General features: G+C 52.2%; 17 protein-coding genes and 2 pseudogenes. 17 read left to right on the top strand and 2 right to left on the bottom strand.

Translation table 11 applies throughout. The features are described from left to right. The first annotated feature begins 129 nt into the window (after positions 1-129). The 7 genes from EP007_RS16885 to EP007_RS18045 all read left to right on the top strand — a co-directional run bounded on the left by EP007_RS16885 (position 130) and on the right by EP007_RS18045 (position 4,909). Positions 130-1,059 carry a transcription initiation factor IIB gene (locus tag EP007_RS16885; protein WP_128478939.1) on the top strand — a complete coding sequence of 310 codons (930 nt, stop codon included), beginning with the start codon at positions 130-132 and terminating at the stop codon, positions 1,057-1,059. Between the two features lie 91 nt (positions 1,060-1,150). Continuing rightward, a complete protein-coding gene (locus tag EP007_RS16880) occupies positions 1,151-2,041 on the top strand; it encodes a biosurfactant protein 1 (RefSeq protein WP_128478938.1) in 891 nt (296 codons plus the stop codon). 189 nt (positions 2,042-2,230) lie between these two features. Continuing rightward, positions 2,231-2,722: a hypothetical protein gene (locus EP007_RS16875; protein ID WP_128478937.1), complete on the top strand. Its 492-nt coding sequence runs from the start codon at positions 2,231-2,233 to the stop codon at positions 2,720-2,722. 99 nt (positions 2,723-2,821) lie between these two features. Further along, positions 2,822-3,223 (top strand): DUF6166 domain-containing protein, encoded by a 402-nt coding sequence (locus EP007_RS16870; protein ID WP_128478936.1) that lies wholly within the window; start codon positions 2,822-2,824, stop codon positions 3,221-3,223. Positions 3,224-3,245: 22 nt separating this feature from the next. Beyond that, entirely contained in the window at positions 3,246-3,524 is a 279-nt protein-coding gene (locus EP007_RS16865; RefSeq protein WP_128478935.1) for a DUF7389 domain-containing protein, read from the top strand. Positions 3,525-3,589: 65 nt separating this feature from the next. Continuing rightward, the gene (locus EP007_RS18050) at positions 3,590-4,090 is read left to right on the top strand and encodes a GIY-YIG nuclease family protein (protein ID WP_243700506.1); all 501 of its coding nucleotides are present in this window, start codon (positions 3,590-3,592) and stop codon (positions 4,088-4,090) included. Positions 4,091-4,264: 174 nt separating this feature from the next. Then, complete coding sequence (locus EP007_RS18045) at positions 4,265-4,909, top strand: hypothetical protein (RefSeq protein WP_243700505.1); 645 nt, start codon at positions 4,265-4,267, stop codon at positions 4,907-4,909. Between the two features lie 103 nt (positions 4,910-5,012). Here the strand turns inward: EP007_RS18045 and EP007_RS16855 are convergent, their stop codons facing one another. Beyond that, complete coding sequence (locus tag EP007_RS16855; RefSeq protein WP_128478934.1) at positions 5,013-5,408, bottom strand: hypothetical protein; 396 nt, start codon at positions 5,406-5,408, stop codon at positions 5,013-5,015. A gap of 103 nt (positions 5,409-5,511) precedes the next feature. Between EP007_RS16855 and EP007_RS16850 the strand changes: the two genes are divergently transcribed. The 9 genes and pseudogenes from EP007_RS16850 (at position 5,512) to EP007_RS16810 (ending at position 12,117) form a co-directional block, all read left to right on the top strand. Beyond that, positions 5,512-6,312, top strand: coding sequence for a hypothetical protein (locus EP007_RS16850; RefSeq protein WP_128478933.1), 801 nt, complete (start codon positions 5,512-5,514; stop codon positions 6,310-6,312). 1,238 nt (positions 6,313-7,550) lie between these two features. Further along, positions 7,551-7,997 carry an SWIM zinc finger family protein gene (locus EP007_RS16845; protein ID WP_128478932.1) on the top strand — a complete coding sequence of 149 codons (447 nt, stop codon included), beginning with the start codon at positions 7,551-7,553 and terminating at the stop codon, positions 7,995-7,997. Between the two features lie 77 nt (positions 7,998-8,074). Further along, positions 8,075-8,512: a hypothetical protein gene (locus EP007_RS16840; RefSeq protein ID WP_128478931.1), complete on the top strand. Its 438-nt coding sequence runs from the start codon at positions 8,075-8,077 to the stop codon at positions 8,510-8,512. Between the two features lie 122 nt (positions 8,513-8,634). Beyond that, positions 8,635-8,850, top strand: coding sequence for a hypothetical protein (locus EP007_RS16835; RefSeq protein WP_128478930.1), 216 nt, complete (start codon positions 8,635-8,637; stop codon positions 8,848-8,850). Between the two features lie 58 nt (positions 8,851-8,908). Continuing rightward, positions 8,909-9,208 carry a hypothetical protein gene (locus EP007_RS16830; RefSeq protein ID WP_128478929.1) on the top strand — a complete coding sequence of 100 codons (300 nt, stop codon included), beginning with the start codon at positions 8,909-8,911 and terminating at the stop codon, positions 9,206-9,208. Between the two features lie 125 nt (positions 9,209-9,333). Beyond that, positions 9,334-10,260, top strand: a pseudogene (locus EP007_RS16825) (ImmA/IrrE family metallo-endopeptidase). A gap of 117 nt (positions 10,261-10,377) precedes the next feature. Next, complete coding sequence (locus EP007_RS16820; RefSeq protein WP_128478928.1) at positions 10,378-11,058, top strand: nucleotidyltransferase domain-containing protein; 681 nt, start codon at positions 10,378-10,380, stop codon at positions 11,056-11,058. Next, positions 11,051-11,548, top strand: a pseudogene (locus EP007_RS16815) (hypothetical protein). Before EP007_RS16820 ends, EP007_RS16815 begins: the two are co-directional and overlap by 8 nt. A gap of 245 nt (positions 11,549-11,793) precedes the next feature. Then, positions 11,794-12,117: a hypothetical protein gene (locus EP007_RS16810; protein WP_128478958.1), complete on the top strand. Its 324-nt coding sequence runs from the start codon at positions 11,794-11,796 to the stop codon at positions 12,115-12,117. Positions 12,118-12,381: 264 nt separating this feature from the next. Here EP007_RS16810 and EP007_RS16805 read toward each other — a convergent pair whose 3' ends face one another. After that, positions 12,382-13,638 carry an orc1/cdc6 family replication initiation protein gene (locus EP007_RS16805; protein WP_128478927.1) on the bottom strand — a complete coding sequence of 419 codons (1,257 nt, stop codon included), beginning with the start codon at positions 13,636-13,638 and terminating at the stop codon, positions 12,382-12,384. Positions 13,639-14,670: 1,032 nt separating this feature from the next. On the opposite strand from EP007_RS16805, the gene EP007_RS16795 reads away from it, so the two are divergent. Further along, on the top strand, positions 14,671-17,700 hold the full coding sequence (locus EP007_RS16795; RefSeq protein WP_166035704.1) for a DEAD/DEAH box helicase: 3,030 nt from the start codon (positions 14,671-14,673) through the stop codon (positions 17,698-17,700). Positions 17,701-17,888: the final 188 nt, after the last annotated feature.

The following is a 17,888-nucleotide window of genomic DNA, read 5'->3' as shown; positions in this document are numbered from 1 at the left end:
GATTTAACGCTTATGCGGTACTGATCGGACTACTATTTCGGATATGGATGAGCCGAGGCTGATTTTTATACACCCCACGAGGGGCGAGGGTGTCGAGTCAGCGATGTCCTCGAACAAGTCGTGATATCTATGGCGAGTAGTGCTATCTACGAGACGACGTTCGACGAAGACGTACAGAACGACACAACGAACCAATGCCCGGAGTGCGATGGACGGGTCACCACCAACGTCGCAGAGACCGTCTGTGAGGAGTGTGGACTGGTTCTCGAAGACGAACGTATCGACCACGGACCGGAGTGGCGGTCGTTCAGTGACGACGAGCAGAACCGAGAGCGTACGGGTGCGCCATTGACGGCCACCCGCCACGACCGCGGCCTCTCGACGGAAATCGGGCGTGGGACCGATGCAAACGGAAATCAGCTCTCCGGGCGAAAGCGCCGGCAACTCGGTCGGCTTCGCCGAGAACAATCCCGTGGACGATTCCAGTCGAAGGCCGAGCGCAATCTCGCACACGGCCTTGGGGAGGTCCGCCGAATCAGTAGCGCGCTCGACCTCGCCGAGACGATTCGTGACCAAGCGTGCCAACTCTTCCGGAGCGCCCAGAACGAAGACCTCCTTCGGGGTCGCTCAATCGAAGCGATGGCCGCAGCGAGCGTCCACGGAGCGTGCCGGTGTAACGGACTCTCGCGACCACTCGATGACGTTACTGAGCCAGCGCACGTTGAGCAGGTCCGAGTGAGGACTGCGTACCAGACGCTGAATACGGAACTCAGCCTTCCAGCCCAACCTGTGAAGCCGAGTGGATTCATTCCCCAGTTAGCCGCAGAACTCGACATTTCAGATGAAATCCGGTATCGTGCCCGGCAGTTAGCAGAACAGGCCGAATCAACAGGCGTTACTGCAGGCGTTGACCCGACAGGATTCGCCGCCGCGTGCTTGTACAAAGCAGGCTGTGACGCAGGGCGCTTGCTGGTCCAATCAGAAGTCGCACGGGCCGCGAGTGTCTCGACGGTGACCATCCGCACCCACCGAGATACATTGAACGAACTCGCTGTGTAAATGCGCGTGTTCACCTAATTCGCGGTTCTCAATAGGAGTTGGCCAGGAGCTATCATTTAAATACGAAGCCGAAGCAGTGCTACATTACTTGATGACTCAACGGGACTCTAACCACGAAGAGCTTCGTCCGCTCGGCGAAGCGACGTATATCCCCGACGACAAACTCTCCAACAGTAGTGACGAGGAGTCTAGCCAACAGCGACTAGATGCAGTCGCTACAAGGTATCCAAACGAGACTGGAGCGACGAAGAGCGAGTGTTCCTCCTGTGGAGCATCAATCCCTGCGAGTCGGACCAAATGCCGGTTCTGTCTGGTGAACCACCTCAATAGCTCTGACGCGGGACAGTCGAGTTCGGATACCGAGTGGACACTGCTTCACGTTGTTCATTTCGTCGTGGAAGCATCGACGTTCGACAGCGCCATTGCGAAGAGTACTGCAGCCGCGGGCCTCCTCGCAAAGGCCGACAGAGACTCCGCAGTCAACGACTGCCAACTAATCTCCGAGTTCGACGAAGAGCCTGCATCACAACTTGCCAGCAAGTGGCCTTCGCTTCCCAAAGCAGTACGGATTACGTCTAACACGGGTAGACAACTGCTTGAGACTGCCCGTGAATTGGCGGAGTGGCAGGACACGACGCAGTCGCGTCACGACGGCGAACATACGACGTTCCTCTACGACGAAAGCGGGCGTGGCGTTCACGGCGAAAATCGTCTTATGACGCTTCTTGAGGACGCAGACGACGTGTGGCTAGTCCCCGCGATTGCACTCCAGCAATTTATCGAGGAGACCACGACTGACAGCCACCAACGCAGGCGACCAAACAGGAGGCATCTTGAGTGTCGTGAGTGCGAACGCGATACGAGGCACCGATTCCTCGACTTCGAGACCGTCCCTGACGACGAGTGGAGTGGTCAGCCGATGTGGGAGTGCCAAGTCTGCAGTACGCCCCGATACGGGCCAGAACCTAAAGCAGACCAGTAGACGGAGTACCAGACTTAACCAACAGACGAGCACGAAATTCGGCGTTTGTTGGTTAACTACGGTTCCACTCACTACTCCTTCCCAGTTGGACGATGTCGGTCTATGTTTTTGCGCCGGCGATGAGTGCCGGCGCACCAAGCAGTAGCGCGGCGTGTAGTCGCGTGCGACGGCAGATCGAAGTGAGAACCAATGCATATGGTGATTTACTCGCTAGTGGAGGCATCGACACGAGACGAAGCACTCGCGACTGGAAAGACGGTGTTTGACCGACTTGTCGGGGCCAGCCCACACGCAACTGCAGTATTCGACTACTACGTAACGTTCGACGAGTCGGGCACGTCAGTCGCAGGTAAAGCCCGGTGGGGCAACCTGTCAGTAGCAACGCCCGTCGAGTCCGACGATGGGCAAGAACTGCTGGAGCGTGGGTGGGAGGCGACGAAGAACGAGTTCGAGCGAAACCTCGACCGCGTCCGGGATGCGCTTGAGGAACTCAGCGACGAGGAGATCATGCGCGACGACGGACTCGCTCGGCATGCGTTCCACCAAGTCGGCGCGTACGACGGCCCCAGCATCTTCCTGTACGACGAACACGCAAGCGGCATTCGGCATCGAGACCACCTTGACCGCGTCCTCGACGAGAGCGAGAACCTCTGGATCGTCCCAGCAGACGTTCACTACTGAGCATCCGAGCTAGCCAAGGAACGTGACGGAGTGACTGTGGTGAGTTTTTCACCCCCTGAGGGGTGCGGGGGTACTCGAAGTAGTCCCTCGAATCGAACCATGAGTGGAACAACCGACTCGAAATCACTTGAACAGACACGGCCAAACCAGAAACAGGATGTCATCTACGTCGGCTACCGGCGGCGCGGACGTGCTATTGTGGAAAAACAACCTGGGCAAGAACAGGTGACACCAGAGCCGAGTCTCGAACTGACGAATCACAGCCCCTCGGGCTTCGACTGGGGATACAGTGGGAGTGGCCCGGCGCAACTCGCACTTGCACTCCTGCTGGACTACACCGGCGACGAAGACATCGCACTAGCCCATTACACCGAGTTCAAAAACCGGGTCGTGAGCCAGTTGGACTGCTCTCATCCTGAAAGGTACTGGCGACTCACCGGCACCGACATCGAAAACGTCCTTCGCGAACTGTCCGGCGAAGCAGTTGCATCGACCAACTGAACCCAAGCAATACAGCTACATCATGTCAGAACACAATTCACCGTCTCGGGCAGCCAACGAATCGAAATCAACCAATGACGAATCACCGCCGACAGAGTACGTCGAGCGGAGCGACGTCGGTGTCTCGCTCACAGTAAAACTCAAGCGGGGAACGGGGACGCGGGATGAAGACCAGATCAAGGCGAAGATGAAAGCGAAAACGCTCGACGACGCCCGAGAAGATATGGACGAACTCCGAGCGTACATTCGAGACCTCGCCGAGGAGGCTCGACAGATTCAGCCAGCGGAGGAAGAGAGGTAGCAAGCTATCGCTGTGTACTGATCAATAACGTCTCTTTTGTAGTCCTTGTTTATACAGGCCAAACGATGCAAAAGACTGCGATGTGGAACTCTTGGATCAACGAAACGCTATTAGAGGACATCCAATCCGAGCAGACAGCTGACCCGGTCCCGTTCTTCGATATCGTTGACGGTGAGCCTGAGACAAGTGACGAGTTGGGGAGTTACAAATGGGGGAAGAACGACGGTGAGTATCTCTACATGGTCTATCTGCTTGCTGAGCCAGTCGAGGATGCTGGCGATATTACACCCGTCTATATCGGAGAATCCAGCGACATTAGTTCCCGCATCGGACAACACTCCTACAAGATACGGCAGTCACTCCCCGTCTCAGAGTGGGAAGACAATGGCTCTTGGGGGAGTTTCTCGAAATACGACCATATGGCCGCAATCTATGAGCAGGCAACCAGCCCACTCTATGTCTGGATTCTCGACGTTGACGAACTTGAACACGGTCCGTATGGGTACGAGACGTACCGCCAAGAACTCGAAGCAAAACTCGTCGGCCTTGTCCATTCTCAAGACTGATACGATTCCGTATTCACTAATCGGGAGTTCGTCCCGAACCGTATCCTCTACGAAATCGGGCAAGCAGGACAAGAGTGGGCGACCAGCAGAAACGAGGAATACGCCGAGCAACTAACTCCTGAACAAGCACCAAAACGGAGCTGGGTCTCAAAACGGAAGCTCTGGGAATCCTGGGTGGAGGACTACCTCCTTAACGATATTCGTGATTCCGAAGTCGGCGACCCAATTCCGCTCTTTGACACCGATGAGGAGTTACGTGTTCGATTGAACGAGAAAGAACGTCTCAAGCGTTCGGCACAGATCGATACTCGAATTCGGCAGGAAGGGAAGCGCTGTGTTCACGAAAACGGAATTCGTGAGAGCGGCCATGATGGGCTCCTGTACGTCATGTACCAGCTGGACGCCCCTGCTAGCGATGCAACGCCAGCTGATATAATCCCGCGATACATCGGAAAGACCGAATCATACGGAAAGAAACGAGAACTCAATTCAAACCTCGAAGAAATTGCGTATGAGTGGAATGGAACTCGAAGCTTTGCCCGATGGGGCGATGGAGACGATTGGCACGTCGGCGAACTCTCAATGGCATTCACTAATGAAGACGACAAGAAGGCACATTGGAAAGACGCCCTTTTCGAACCGGAGTCACGCAAACTAACCCAACAGACGTACCTCTGGATTCGTGCCTGGAGTAGCGACGATGACGTCGGCCCTTATGGCGTGCCTGCAACAGTCGCCGAGGTTGAACCGCTTCTAATCGGACTTGCACACAGAGCATATCCCGAACAGCTACTCAACAAGGACGGCATCCCGAAATAGGACGAGGCGAAAGACAAGTTCCAGTTCTCTCAATACGCTTTGTTGAAATCCTTAGAATAGGGATGTAGAGGCCAATTAGCACGGCGATTAACTTGGTAGATGGTTACTGATACTTCCCTCTTAGATAGTCACAGACGAATACAAGTCTCGACTTAACAGATTCCTCTTGGACTGGGTCAATACCCATTCCAATATCCTTCTGTTCGCGGAAAACTGAGTGGAGACTCTTGGTGATAACTTCTCCGTCCTCTTCGATAATATTATAAACATTAAGGACCCGAGTTCCTTCGCGGTCTTCAGTTATTTCCGGCTCCAGTCCATGGCCTTTAATGACGTTCTTAAGTAATTCTAAATCAAGAGTTTCTTCTAGACGGATATGAATCTCACCGCTACGTCGTTCCTTGTAGATTTTCTTGATGCCATGAGGATATGGATCAAAATGATTCCGTAACCACTCTCTGGTCGCCTTTGCTTCCGGCGATGTGAACAGGCGACCCATTGTACGATGTCTTCGTGGGGGAACCACTTACTCTTTGTGACTCACTATCACCCCCGTTAAAGTAGCGGGAGCATTTATATAGAAAGCTATTGACAGCACTAGCATGATAACACTTGGCAATGTTAGTCATGCTAACCAAAGGAGTCCTACGAACTTTCTCACTTGCCATAAAAAAGGGGAACTCAAATCAATCGGCATTGCAAATGGGATGAACACCCATTATTTTGATGTCGAGATTAATGGAAATCAAATCATAAGACCAGACGGAGTACCAGACATCCGGTTTCATAGCTCCCAAACTCACGGAGGAGGTGAAGGAAATAATGGGCTTAGTCTCAACTGTGAGTTTGATAATCTGAAAATTGACATCTGGGATGGGAAAGCCCCGGCGTCAGAACCTCGCTATTGGTGCATTTTTGAGATTGACGGGGCACACCTCTCTATGGATCAAGAAGAGTTTATGGACAAGTGGAACGACGAAGAGGAAGATGATCTGTTAACTATTGACGATGAGGATTTTGTCTACTTACATTATCACGATGAAGACGGATCTGATATCCTTACTGCTTATCAAGGGCGGTCGCAACACGCGTGGGTCTCTGTCGAAAACGACGCTTTTCATCCTAAGCATGAAATCAAGAATCTCTCCGGCAAGATTTTTTGTAGTGATTGGCAAGGAAATCCAATAGCCGTTCAGGAGGATCTGTTTCCACTTGAACTCCGTTATGCCTCTCATGAGACTGTTCTCGACACGCTCCAGATAGAAAGAAAAGAGATTGAAACAGGCGTGTACGACTTTGAGGTTGAGTTACCCCAGTACGTAAAAGAAAGGTCGGCATCTTGGACCCTCTCAACGCAGGGTTCGGAATGGGCCAACTACCGAGACAAATTCACCGTTATTTGAGATGGTCTTCCCAGATAGGTTAAGTACAGCTCTTATTCTATTTGGAACTGCCATGTGGGCATTGGGATCCATCCTAGAAGCCCGCAGAGCTGGCATTTCAAGATTGTTTTCCAACGTTTTTTGGTTTTCGCAAAGTGTCGCCCAGTATATGATCTCAGTTCTGTATGCCATATTGATGGTTCTAAGTAGTTTTTTATTTTTTAGGTCATCTTTTGCCATGTACGAGATGCTAAAGTCCGGAGGGGCTCATATGTCCCCGTATAATCTTGCAACAACATTTCTAACAATGGGTACTGGCTGTTGGGCCTTAGGATCCTGGCTGACTACTCAAGATAGTCAACTCGGTATGGTACTTGCAGGTAACCGATTTTCATCAAGTACAATGGACGCCTGGAAAGCCCGTATTGACTGGTCCCTGACATTCTTTATTCTGTCTGGATTTATGCTATTTTTACTTGGTGGCTTTGTGCTTATTTGCTGACCACATCTCTGACAACTTCCAAGAACCTGCCACTCTAGACTAAAATCATCGCCAAAGTTGCCGTCACGCCGAGACAAAAAGCGAATCAGCAGAATATGACGATACTCAATCTCGCCGAAGGGAGGCCTCGCTAAAAGTGCAGGGAGTGAGGCGGATCCCCCTGACTAATCCTTTATTTTGACTATGTATAGTGATGTCTCAGTCGTAGAAATCTACAGATAAGAGAAGCGCCGAAGTGATGATAAAAGTAGGACTCCCGTGCCCTCCTGCGAGTACACCTGTCCGCAAGAGACGAGGTCCAGGTTACGAAGGCTAGATTTGGTCTGACGTAGCAAAAGTTCCTCAACCGAGCGGCGGACGATCTGAACCTCGAGAACAATAGCTACTCAATTAACGTCGAAGGCCGGGAACCCAGACCGCCTACCCCCGAGGGTCCGCTCTCACAGGGGGCATACACGTAGTCCCTGTCCGATCTGACCTAACCTGTATTTTACCCACAAGGGACGAAATTAGAACCGAGTATGGTACTAAGCTATAACCACTTGGCTATCGGTCCTGCCAGAATCTACCCGGAGAGTTCACCGGACCACCCGTCAGCTCGCAGATGAGAAGATCCCCCTACCCCAAATAGAATCTTACCGCCGAAACTCATTTAGGTCAGTCAAGAGCCTGACGTAATTGCTTTCGACAAGTGGGACGAGTTTTTCTGCCCCCGAAGGGCACGGGGCACTGGACTTCTCGGTGCCTCACGACTACAATGACGACACCGATCGCAAGACTAGAAACGACGAGTAGAGTCCGGAAACGCGCCCAGTACGAAGCTTTGGAGTTTGAGCTCCGGGATGGCAATATCTGTGTGCGGAATGGGAGCTACGCCGACCCGGAAAATCACGAATACACCGTCCACGTCGAGGACAATCTGCCGACTGCGTGTACGTGCCCAGCAGACGCGAAATACAGCGGTGCGTGCAAACACCGTGTTGCTGTTGCGCTCCGCCGACCCATTCTCGACGCCGTTCGCCACCACCAACTCCTCGCCGACGGTGGCGAGACTGTCCAACCCACAAACCAATCGCACGACCACGAGGAGAACTCCGAAGAGCAAGCAGAGACAGACGAACCGGACTGCGACTGTGCAGACCTCTCCAGCGACTTCCCGTGTTGGGAGTGCTACCGGACCGGACGTCGGAATCTTCCCGAATAGCACTACGCACGTCGAGACGACCTCGCTACGTTCGCCACTCTGTATCGAAGCACAATCAACAGCAGATTCCGAACTCTATGACTTCCCCCGAAAACACCAACGACGACGCTTCGCTCGCACGACTAACCATCGCAGTTACGAATGCCAACCTTCCAGACGACGAAGCCAAACAGCAGGCCCTCTGTGAATCACTCGAAACAGCTGTTGGCACCGTCCTCAACGAGACCCTCGGTGACGCCACGGAAGACATCGAGGCGATGCTCGGGCACACGTACACCTCGGTCAGGCCTATCTGTCCAGCGTGCGATAGCGCGCTCACGCTCGACGGTATCCATCTCGGTGAGGGTGCAGATGCATACGCGGTCGCAGGTTGTTCGGCCGACTGTGGCTGGACCGGCGACGGCGTGTTCACACTCGTCGACCTCGATAGAAGCGTCGGCGACCACTCCGAAAGCGAGGTCCTCGCTAGCGGGATTCGGCCGGAGCGCCAGCGGTACACCGACCGCGACTGCTAGTCCGGGCGCGCTCTTTCATCCGCACCTCGAAAAACGTCTCATGTAGTCTTCCGGCGTAGAGTCCAAAAAATCGCTCTCAGTGGTTTTTTCGTCGCCTCCCACAGGAGCGGAGGCGACGACAAGTGAGCAACGTCACAGACGACGAATCGAATGAACTCTCACCAGAGCAACGACTGGAGCCGCGAAACATCCGGCTCATCGACCCGAGCATCGCGACGATAGACGACATGGACACGCTCCGTACCTGTGTCGCCTACGAGAACACCCACCAGAATCGCATCCAAATCCTCCGACGGCTCAAGCGACGTGCAGAAGAAATTCGCTCAAAGGAGGCGTAACTTTCCGTCTCTCAGAGAGCGTTTTTTCGAGCCTCGAACGGGCGGAGGCTCAAAGAACATGAGTAATCGACCTGAGATAGAGATTCAGCACCAGACTGCGTTTGGAGACGATGGCCGACTCGAAGTAGTCGAAAAGAGCGTCGAAACATCCCTCGAAGACTTCGGCGCTGAGGTCGACCACCGCGAGCGCGATTCTCGACTAGACCAGCCGGAGGCAGACCAATTCGGCGTCGACGACCGGCCCGAAGTAGCGCGCTCGTCCGAGAGCGACCAAGCCACTCTGTTCGCCGATACTGCCGACGATCAACGGACGCTCACGGGTGAGGAGGCGGCCACTCGGTTTCTCTTCGAAGATTAACCAACACAGAACCGTATATCTTCCCAGTGTTGGTTAACAGCGTGGTAGCGAGCCGTTTTTTGCGCCCCGAAGGGGTGCGGCGCGTTCTGAATTGGGCAGTTGCGATAATTCAAGTCCTGAAAACCATGGCTACGAGTAGTGATTCGTCGGTCTCGTTCGAGGAGACCGACACCCGACACGACGAGATGCACAGTACCATCAAAGAGTGGATCGACGACCTTGTCGACCGTGTCGACGATGTACAAGCAAGTGAGGAGTTCTAGGAGTGGTTAGACGTCCAGAGTCGTTTCCACGATTATTCGCACCGGAATACGCTTCTGATCAAGTTCCAGTATCCAGAGGCGACAAAGGTCGCGGGTTACAACACCTGGCGGAATGAGTTCGACCGGCACGTTCAGGAAGGCGAACAGGCCATCTGGATCTGGGCCCCCATCATCACGAAGCGGTGTCCCGAGTGCGAGAATTCGCTCAGCTACCACGAACAAAGCAACTGTGGGTACGACGAAAAATCGCCGGATGAGTGGTCGAAAGGACTTGTCGGATTCAAGCCAACGGCGGTCTTCGATATATCCCAGACCGAAGGTGAACCGCTCCCTGAGCTGGAGACCGAGGCGACTGGCGACGCTGACGACCTTGTGCCCGCACTCGAGAATACAGCCGCTGATATCGGCGTGACAGTTCGTATTGTCAATGCTGACGAGTGGGCGCATGGCGACCCAACGGGCGTCTGCAAATATCGGAATCAACGTGATCTCCAACCAGTCGTCGAGGCGAAAGCCCGCTCAAATGAGGCTGATCTCGCTGTCACGCTGATTCACGAGTTCGCCCATGCACTTCTCCACTCAGACATCACCGACGAAACTGAGCGGGCGAAACGCGAGGTCGAAGCAGAAGCCGTCGCATACATCGTTGGTCGGTACTGTGGGCTCAACACGAGTGGGTCGGCGTTCTACCTCGCTGCGTGGCAGGGCGATGATTCGGAGGTGATCCAAGAACGCCTCGGTCGAATCAGTTCGACCGCTCAGGAGATTATTGGGTCGCTTGAGGAGTAGCGACTGTGGACTACTTTTCTACTCGCTCTTCGAGGAAGAGGCTTAATACCTGAAGTTCAGCTGACTGTTGCCGCCACATATTTATATGTCGTTGCACAAAATCAGATAGTGTCTGATATGGCGAAACGAGATATAAAGGTCTGCATCGATGCGTATCCAGATACAGATACTGGTATCTTCCGTATCGGGGCCGCAGACGATATTCTCCGACTGCTGGCCGACGCTCACGAGACAGAGTTCACAATACCGGAACTTGTGGACGCGACCGACGTCACCCGCTCGACTGTTTGGCGAGCAGTCGACCTCCTTGACAGTATCGGTGCTGTCCGGATTCGAGAGACACCACAGCGCAACTACGTCGCGATTAACCCGAATCGACTCCAGAAAGACGACCCGATACTCGCCACCGAACAATCAGAGTTCCACACCCCGATTCGGACATTCATCGAACATACCCAAGAGGCATTCGCCGATGCTGATGACATCAGCGAACTTCTCGGCATCGTTGTCTTCGGAAGTGTCGCCCGTGGAGACGCTGATCGGCAGAGCGACATTGACCTCTTCGTCGTAGTCGAAGGAAACCGGACGACCGCTCGACGCATCATCACGGACATTATTGCTGATCTACAAACCCAACGCTTCGATGGAGACCGGTTTGAGTTCGAGCCATACGTCGAATCTGCGGAAAGTGCACGCAGAGCCGGAGCGAAACTTCGCGAGATTTTCGCTGAAGGGATTACAGTATACGGAAGCGACCAGCTTCAATCGATCAGAAAATCGGTGATTGCTAATGAGTAGTACGCGAATCGAGCAACTCATCAACGAGGTGCAAGCCGCGTTCGACCGCCGCCCAACCGAGATTGAATCCGGTCTGGATGTCGAGGACGCAGCACTCCTCCAGTTGCGGAAAGCCTGTCGGTTGCTCGCTGGCGCCGAAGCACTCCGTGAGGCGAATTATTATACGCTTGTTATCGAGGCCTCCTTTGTCGCCATCGAACGGTCAGTTGAGTTCTGATTACTTGAGCGAGGAACAATGCAACCGGATGATTTGCCAGGTACTCATCCTGGTGTATACCGAGAGGCGGCGACAAGAGGCGTCTTTTCTGAAGCGATGGCGGAGGATCTTGCCGATTTGTGGCGTGATCACCGAGCAAAGACGTACTATCAGGATGGCCTTGCCTCAGCAGATCGTGCTGAAGCAATGTACGCACTCGCCAGCGAAATTCACGCTTACATCAACGGACGGTCTCGACAGAGTCACGAGTGTCGCTGTGACGAGATCGACTGAGTCTTAACCGAAATAACTCACGCTGTGGTCGAACTTCGCTACGGACTCGGTAATCATATCGCCGTGTCAGCTAAGTAAGGACTTCAAGTTCGATGCTCTGTAACATTGTACGAAACTCGTTTATAATGGAGTTTCGAGCAATGTTACAGCCGGTGCATTGAGTTGACGGAAAATCCCTGAGACTGGTTTAACCAACAAAGATATGCTCTTCCCGCCCCATGTTGGTTAACACAGAGTGGGCCACCATGTCCTACGAGCCACCGACACCCCCAGCTGAACTTCCTACCGTCATCGTTGACACCCTCAACGACTACTCGCCCGAGCTCCTTCGTCACGTCGCCAGCTACGCAGAGGAACTTGCTGAATACCGGGAGCGTGAAGCTCGTCTTGCCGAGAAAGAGGGAGAAGATGAAATCGAAGAACGACTGGACGATCTCCCAGATGACGTTCCCTCGAAGGCGACGATTACGATCAAGGAAATCAACGACAATCGCTACTACTACTGGCAGTGGCGGGACGGAGACAAAACTAAATCAAAATACAAAGGACCGGTCAATCCGAATGAGTAGTTCACCCGAAGATTACCGCAGTTCAGTAGATATAATTTCTCTTAGGTTCGTCTGACACTCCACTATTGCCGGTAAAATCGGAAGGCGGGATACTGTTAGATAAAATTGGCAATGATGGTTCTGAGTTAACCAATCGGATTAATTAGAATACGAAGGTTACTGGCAATACCGGAGAGGGTACTGGACAAACTGGCACTACCGGTCAACGTTTTACTGGCAAAAGTGGAGAGGGTACTGGCACCACTGGTTCCGGTGGTTTCTATCTCAGTCTAGAGCTTGATGTCTCTTTGCAGTTTCACGAATCTCAGTGAGCTCTCCAAACTCACTCTCAAGCGCATCCAACGCAGATGAGAGTGAAACATCTAGCTCGTACTCGTTGTAGTTGCCACGCCCACTAGTCGAATCAACGAGCCGTAAGATGCCGTGCAAGCTCAAATCGGAGAGGTGGTCATGGACTCGCCGTCGTTTTAGTGGGTCACTCCCATGGTTCTGGAGTATCTTCTGATACCGTTGATAGATTAACTTGGTGCGTTCAGGAGTCTCGCCTTCAGCAGCTAGCTGACATACTGTCAGTAGAACGTATTGACCTTGGCGAGTTAACGAATGCATCCCCTCGACAACCTGCTGGCGTTGAATTTGATGCTCAGCTTCCCGGACGTGTTCCTCTGTAATCTTCGCCTCGCCACCTTCCATTGCCTCGCTCTCAGCGACGTCAGCAGCTTTCCGTAATAGACGGAGTGCCTGCCGAGCGGATCCGGAGTCTTGTGCCGAGAACGCTGCACAGAGCGGGATGACATCTGACTCAAGAACATCATTGTGAAGTGCGATATCAGCACGTTGTCGAAGGATATTCCGGAGTTCATTGGCGTCATACGGGGGAAAGAGAATCTCCTCTTCACAGAGTGTATCTTTGACCTTAGGAGACAGATTTTCTCGGAACTTGAAATCGTTCGAGATGCCGATAACGCCGATCTTCACGTCGAGATCCAGTTGAGACCGTGCTCGCGGGAGTTCATATAGGATATCATCATCGGAGCCGATGTTATCGATCTCGTCAAGCACCACGAGAATAGTCCCACCGATTGACTCAAGCTCGTTGTAAAGTTCGTTGAAAATGCGTTTTTGTTGATAGCCGGTTTCACTCATTGGTTCGCGAGCAGAAGAAACCGTCGTGAGAGGATGAGAAGGAGAACGAATTTCGTTTACGAGATTGACTGCTACTTGGTAGGACGTAGTGCAGCCAGTACAGTTGAGCTCAATGATGTTGAGATCGACGTCGTCGTACTCTTCGGCGGATCCCTGTAGCTCCTCGAGAAGATCGTGAGTGGCAGCAGTCTTTCCAACGCCGGTAACGCCATAGAGAAAGACGTTATTTGGTTGCCACCCCTGGATGACGGGACGGAGAGCGGCCGCGTATTCGTCGAGTTCTTCGTCTCGCTCTTCGAGGGTTTCTGGTTGGTAATCATCTCGGAGGACGTCTTTGTCCTGGATGATGAACGATTCTCGATTAAATCGGCCCATGGGTGGACCCAAGATCGAGAGGAATTATAAAACCACGGGGTCCAGTATCACCACTAACCTACCACCCGAACCAATTCTGCCAATAACCCATTCACTTATAAAACACACACACTCCACTATTGCCAGTAAACCTTGGCAACAACTAGAGGGGGTCTCTGACCCCCTCTCTAAACAGCGATACTCTTAATACAATACAACTAAAACCAAAACCGTACTACCGAAAACTCAGCTAGCTATAGTAGAATAAGACAAGAGTTACGAGACTAAAACTGTGACCGCTTCTGTTTTCTTCCTAGTTACTGGCAATGGTGGAGTGAGAGAGGTACTTAAATAACGGCATTATTGGCAATACTGGCAACACTGGTTTCCCTCTCCTTACTACCATCGTTACCTTCCCGATATTCCAGTCGAAACTCACCTCTCTTGATGCAGATTATCCGTTAACCACAAAACAGGATTCGACGGCCTGTTAGTTAATTTATTCCCAATCCATATTCGATTCGTACTCAATACCCGATGCTCGTATCCCATGACTCTGATATTCCGGGAACCTAGAACGACAGCTCCGCCGTGGACGGGTCGTAGCTGACGAGGAAACAGATCAAAGTTGATGGTGATGAGAAATGACTGTACGCAACGACAATACGGAGTCAAGGCTACTGTTGAAACTCTGTGGAGGGCCGTCGTGGGACTGATCCTGCGCCGGCGTTTCTCCATCGTCTTACCAAGAAACTCGATGTCTCAGACGCTGATTTCTTGTCGATATAGCGGGCTATCTGATTGCCTTCTTTCGATATGAAGCGAGTAGTCACGAAAAATGGTCCCAGACGGTAACGATGTGAACCGATTGCTTTCCTTTATTCTGGCGTGGCTCACCAAGCTAGCGCTTACCGCTGGTTGCGCCGGTTTAGCCTCACTACAACTACGAGTGGCCGAACTATGCGCTCAATGGATGTACGAGTGTTGAGGCGGTGTCAACTAGACCGTGTCTTCACAAATTACATATGGGAAATAGGAAGAATACCGAGTATAATGACCTCATTCTTTTCTGACCACGCTGAGGAAGTTACATTCCCAGGTAATCGGTCAGATGCTTCGACGCAGTTTCGAACCTGCCAAGAAGGTGCTTACTGGGCAATTAAATCCTATCGGACGACACAGCGTGATGAGCCTGCAATTATCTCTCTACCAACTGGCGGCGGCAAAACAGCGCTGATGATGCTGGCAGCCTTCGAATTCACCGTTGACCGAGCTCTCATTGTCGCCCCATCTGAAGCAGTTCGGAATCAGATTCCCGATAAGTTCGAGGGGCTTGAGGGGCTAAAGAAAGCGAATGCACTTTCTAGTGACATTGATGCTCCGGAAGTGGAGATTCACAAGAGTCGATTTACTTCCAAGAGCAACTGGGAAGAGTACGAAGACACGGACATTGTGGTGACGATACCGAACAGCGTAAGTGAGGAGTTCGCGACTAAGGATGAGGAGCCGACCGCACAACCACCGGACGGCTTCTTTGACCTCTTAATGATCGACGAGGCACACCACTCAGCAGCACCGGGTTGGAAACAAATCCTCGATAATTTCACTGAGGTGCCTCAATTACTTTTTACTGCCACACCGTTTCGGCGTGAAGAGGATATTCTCCCTAGCGAACTCATCTATCACTATCCGATTGAAGAGGCATGCAAAGCTGGCATCTATCATAAAGTCGGGTTGCGAACTCTCCCTGAACAAAACCGGGATCTCGTTGATGAGGCAGCCGAGCAGCTCACGACACTGCAGGAGTCAAACGCGGAGGCAACACTCCTAGCTCGTACAGACGGAATTGAGGAAGCCGACAGCCTAGCCAAGACTTATCGCGAACAGACGGACTTAGAAATTCAAGCTGTTCACTCCGACGCAGACAACAATCAGGACACAATTGACGACCTCCGTGATGGTGAGATCGACGGCGTGGTTGTCGTCCAGAAACTCGCCGAGGGGCTTGACGTGCCCAACCTCCAGCTGGCCGTGTTTCATGTCCCGCCCAAATCGTTCCGGATGATGCTCCAAATCATTGGCCGGCTGGCTCGTGAACCTAACGATGAAGCGCCAGCGACGATTCTCACAACAGATACTACACTCACGAGTAAGGGTATGTCCGAGGCTGTCCGCCAGCTGTATCGTGAAGATACCGGCTGGGCAAGTGTCGCCGACGAACTGATCTCCGAGCACATAAAAAATGATAGTACTGATAAAATTGGTGGTGCGACGCCGTTAGAGGCAGTGAACCCGGACAATATTCGACCGTATAAAACGGTCACCGTCTACTCGCTCGCTGAGACGGTGTTTGAGCCGCTTGTTGACGATGCAGACGATGTGGTCGCTAAGACAGACGCTGATTTTGGGCACGTTTTATCGACCCCTGAATCCGTGTGGGGATGTATCACGACGACTCAGGAGTCTCCAACGTGGGGAACCAATACGGTTTTAGAGAGTCCGACATATAACCTGCATCTGTACTGCTCACCCGCGGATAGTGAGTTACTGTTCGAGTACACCTCTGATGCACGGCGGGCGAGCACGATTCGTACGGCGTTACTCCGGGATCATACGGCGTTGACCCAGATAGACGGGAAGCGACTCTCGAAGGCGATGCAGTCGCTCACTGCGCCGAAATATAAGGCGGCAGGTATGAACAACGTACTTGTCCCCTCCGGTACCCAGCCGGAACATAAGCTTCTGACTGGCGGTGATGTACAAGGTGCGGTCTACCACTCAGACAAACGGCGGTATACGCACGGTCACGTCTTTGCCTCATTTGAGCCGGACGTAGAAGATGGCGATAGTAGATTCTCCGAATCATCGAACACCAAAACCCGAGGAATCAGTACTGCGAGAGCATCAATCTGGTCAAACTCGAAGGCTGGGCTCTCGGTATTCGAAACTTGGTGTGAGACGCTAGCAGACGAACTTACTGCAGATGGAGAACCGACAATTCGAAATCTTGGTATCGGAAATCACGGGGAAGCTATCGACGAGTTTGAAACATCTCCCTTTGCTGTTATGCCGTTTCCCTCACTAACTACGGCGAAAGTTGAGCGGCAAACACCAGACGATGACAGCTGGCATACTGTCCGAATAGATCTTGAATTAGATGACCCCGAAAATCCTCCGATGCAGACAGTTGATGTGTGCATGACCTTCGAGAACTTTGGCACTTGTATCGAGTGCTCCTACGATGTCGCCGCAAATGAGTGGTCGGGTGACATTATTGACTACCGATTCCGACTGCCGGAGGAAACAGAATATTCGATCTTGTGTGGCGATGAGCTCCTCAAGGAATTCCCACCGATATTCCATACCGATGCTAATACGACTGTGATGAGCGGGGCACAATCGTCTGCAGAAACTGATCTTACAGATTTTGACCCGGCCACCCTGAAAGCCTCGATCCAACCAAACTGGCCAGAATATATTGAAGTTGATGCGACTGAAAAGCCAGAGTGGTGGGAAACAGATGAAGAGCGAGACAAGGATATTTCTGAATTATGGGATGAAAGACCAACCGAGACGGTTTTTTCCGCGTTGGTTGACTTCCTAAAGGACCAGCGAGGAGACGAGCAGTATGCACTCTTTTGTGATGATATGGGCGATGAGATTGCTGACTTCATTGAATTCCGAAAAGAGGAAAAAGAGATTAATATGTATCACTGTAAGCGATCTAAATCGCCAGGAGTTCGAATTAGCTACTTCAAAGACATATACCATCAGACTCTCCGCTCGTTGCGATACACGTTCAGCCAGAAACTCATTGACCAGGTAGAAGACGGATCCGGACTTTCTCACTTTGTTTGTGGAAAGGATGTCTTTGAGGAGATCGTAGACGACTTTCTACCGGGCGATTGGGAGTATACGATCTATGGAGTTCACCCTGGGCTTAAGCTCGATTTCGACCCGGAAGACGGCAATGAGAATGTCGGGCGACTATTCAGTGAGTGTGTAGAGCAGGTTGAACGATATAATGTGGACTTTGCGATGATGGGTGCCGGTGGCTGTTGGGAGGAGTCTAACGGTAATTAACTAATGCACATTCCCACACTTCGCGACAGTAAGTCATCTATCTGCGCCCCTCTAAGAGCTACTCCACTTGGCACATAGGAAAGTTTAGTGAGTTGGCTTGTTGTCTAGTAATTGACTCGCCGAATCATTATCTAGTAAACACAAGGTTTTCCATCGGAAGTAGCTCTGACTGGGCCATTTATAATCCG

The organism is Halorussus pelagicus, assembly GCF_004087835.1.
Classification (GTDB): domain Archaea; phylum Halobacteriota; class Halobacteria; order Halobacteriales; family Haladaptataceae; genus Halorussus; species Halorussus pelagicus.
Note: the sequence above shows the minus strand (reverse complement) of the source record. Positions and strands in the feature narration are given on the sequence as shown.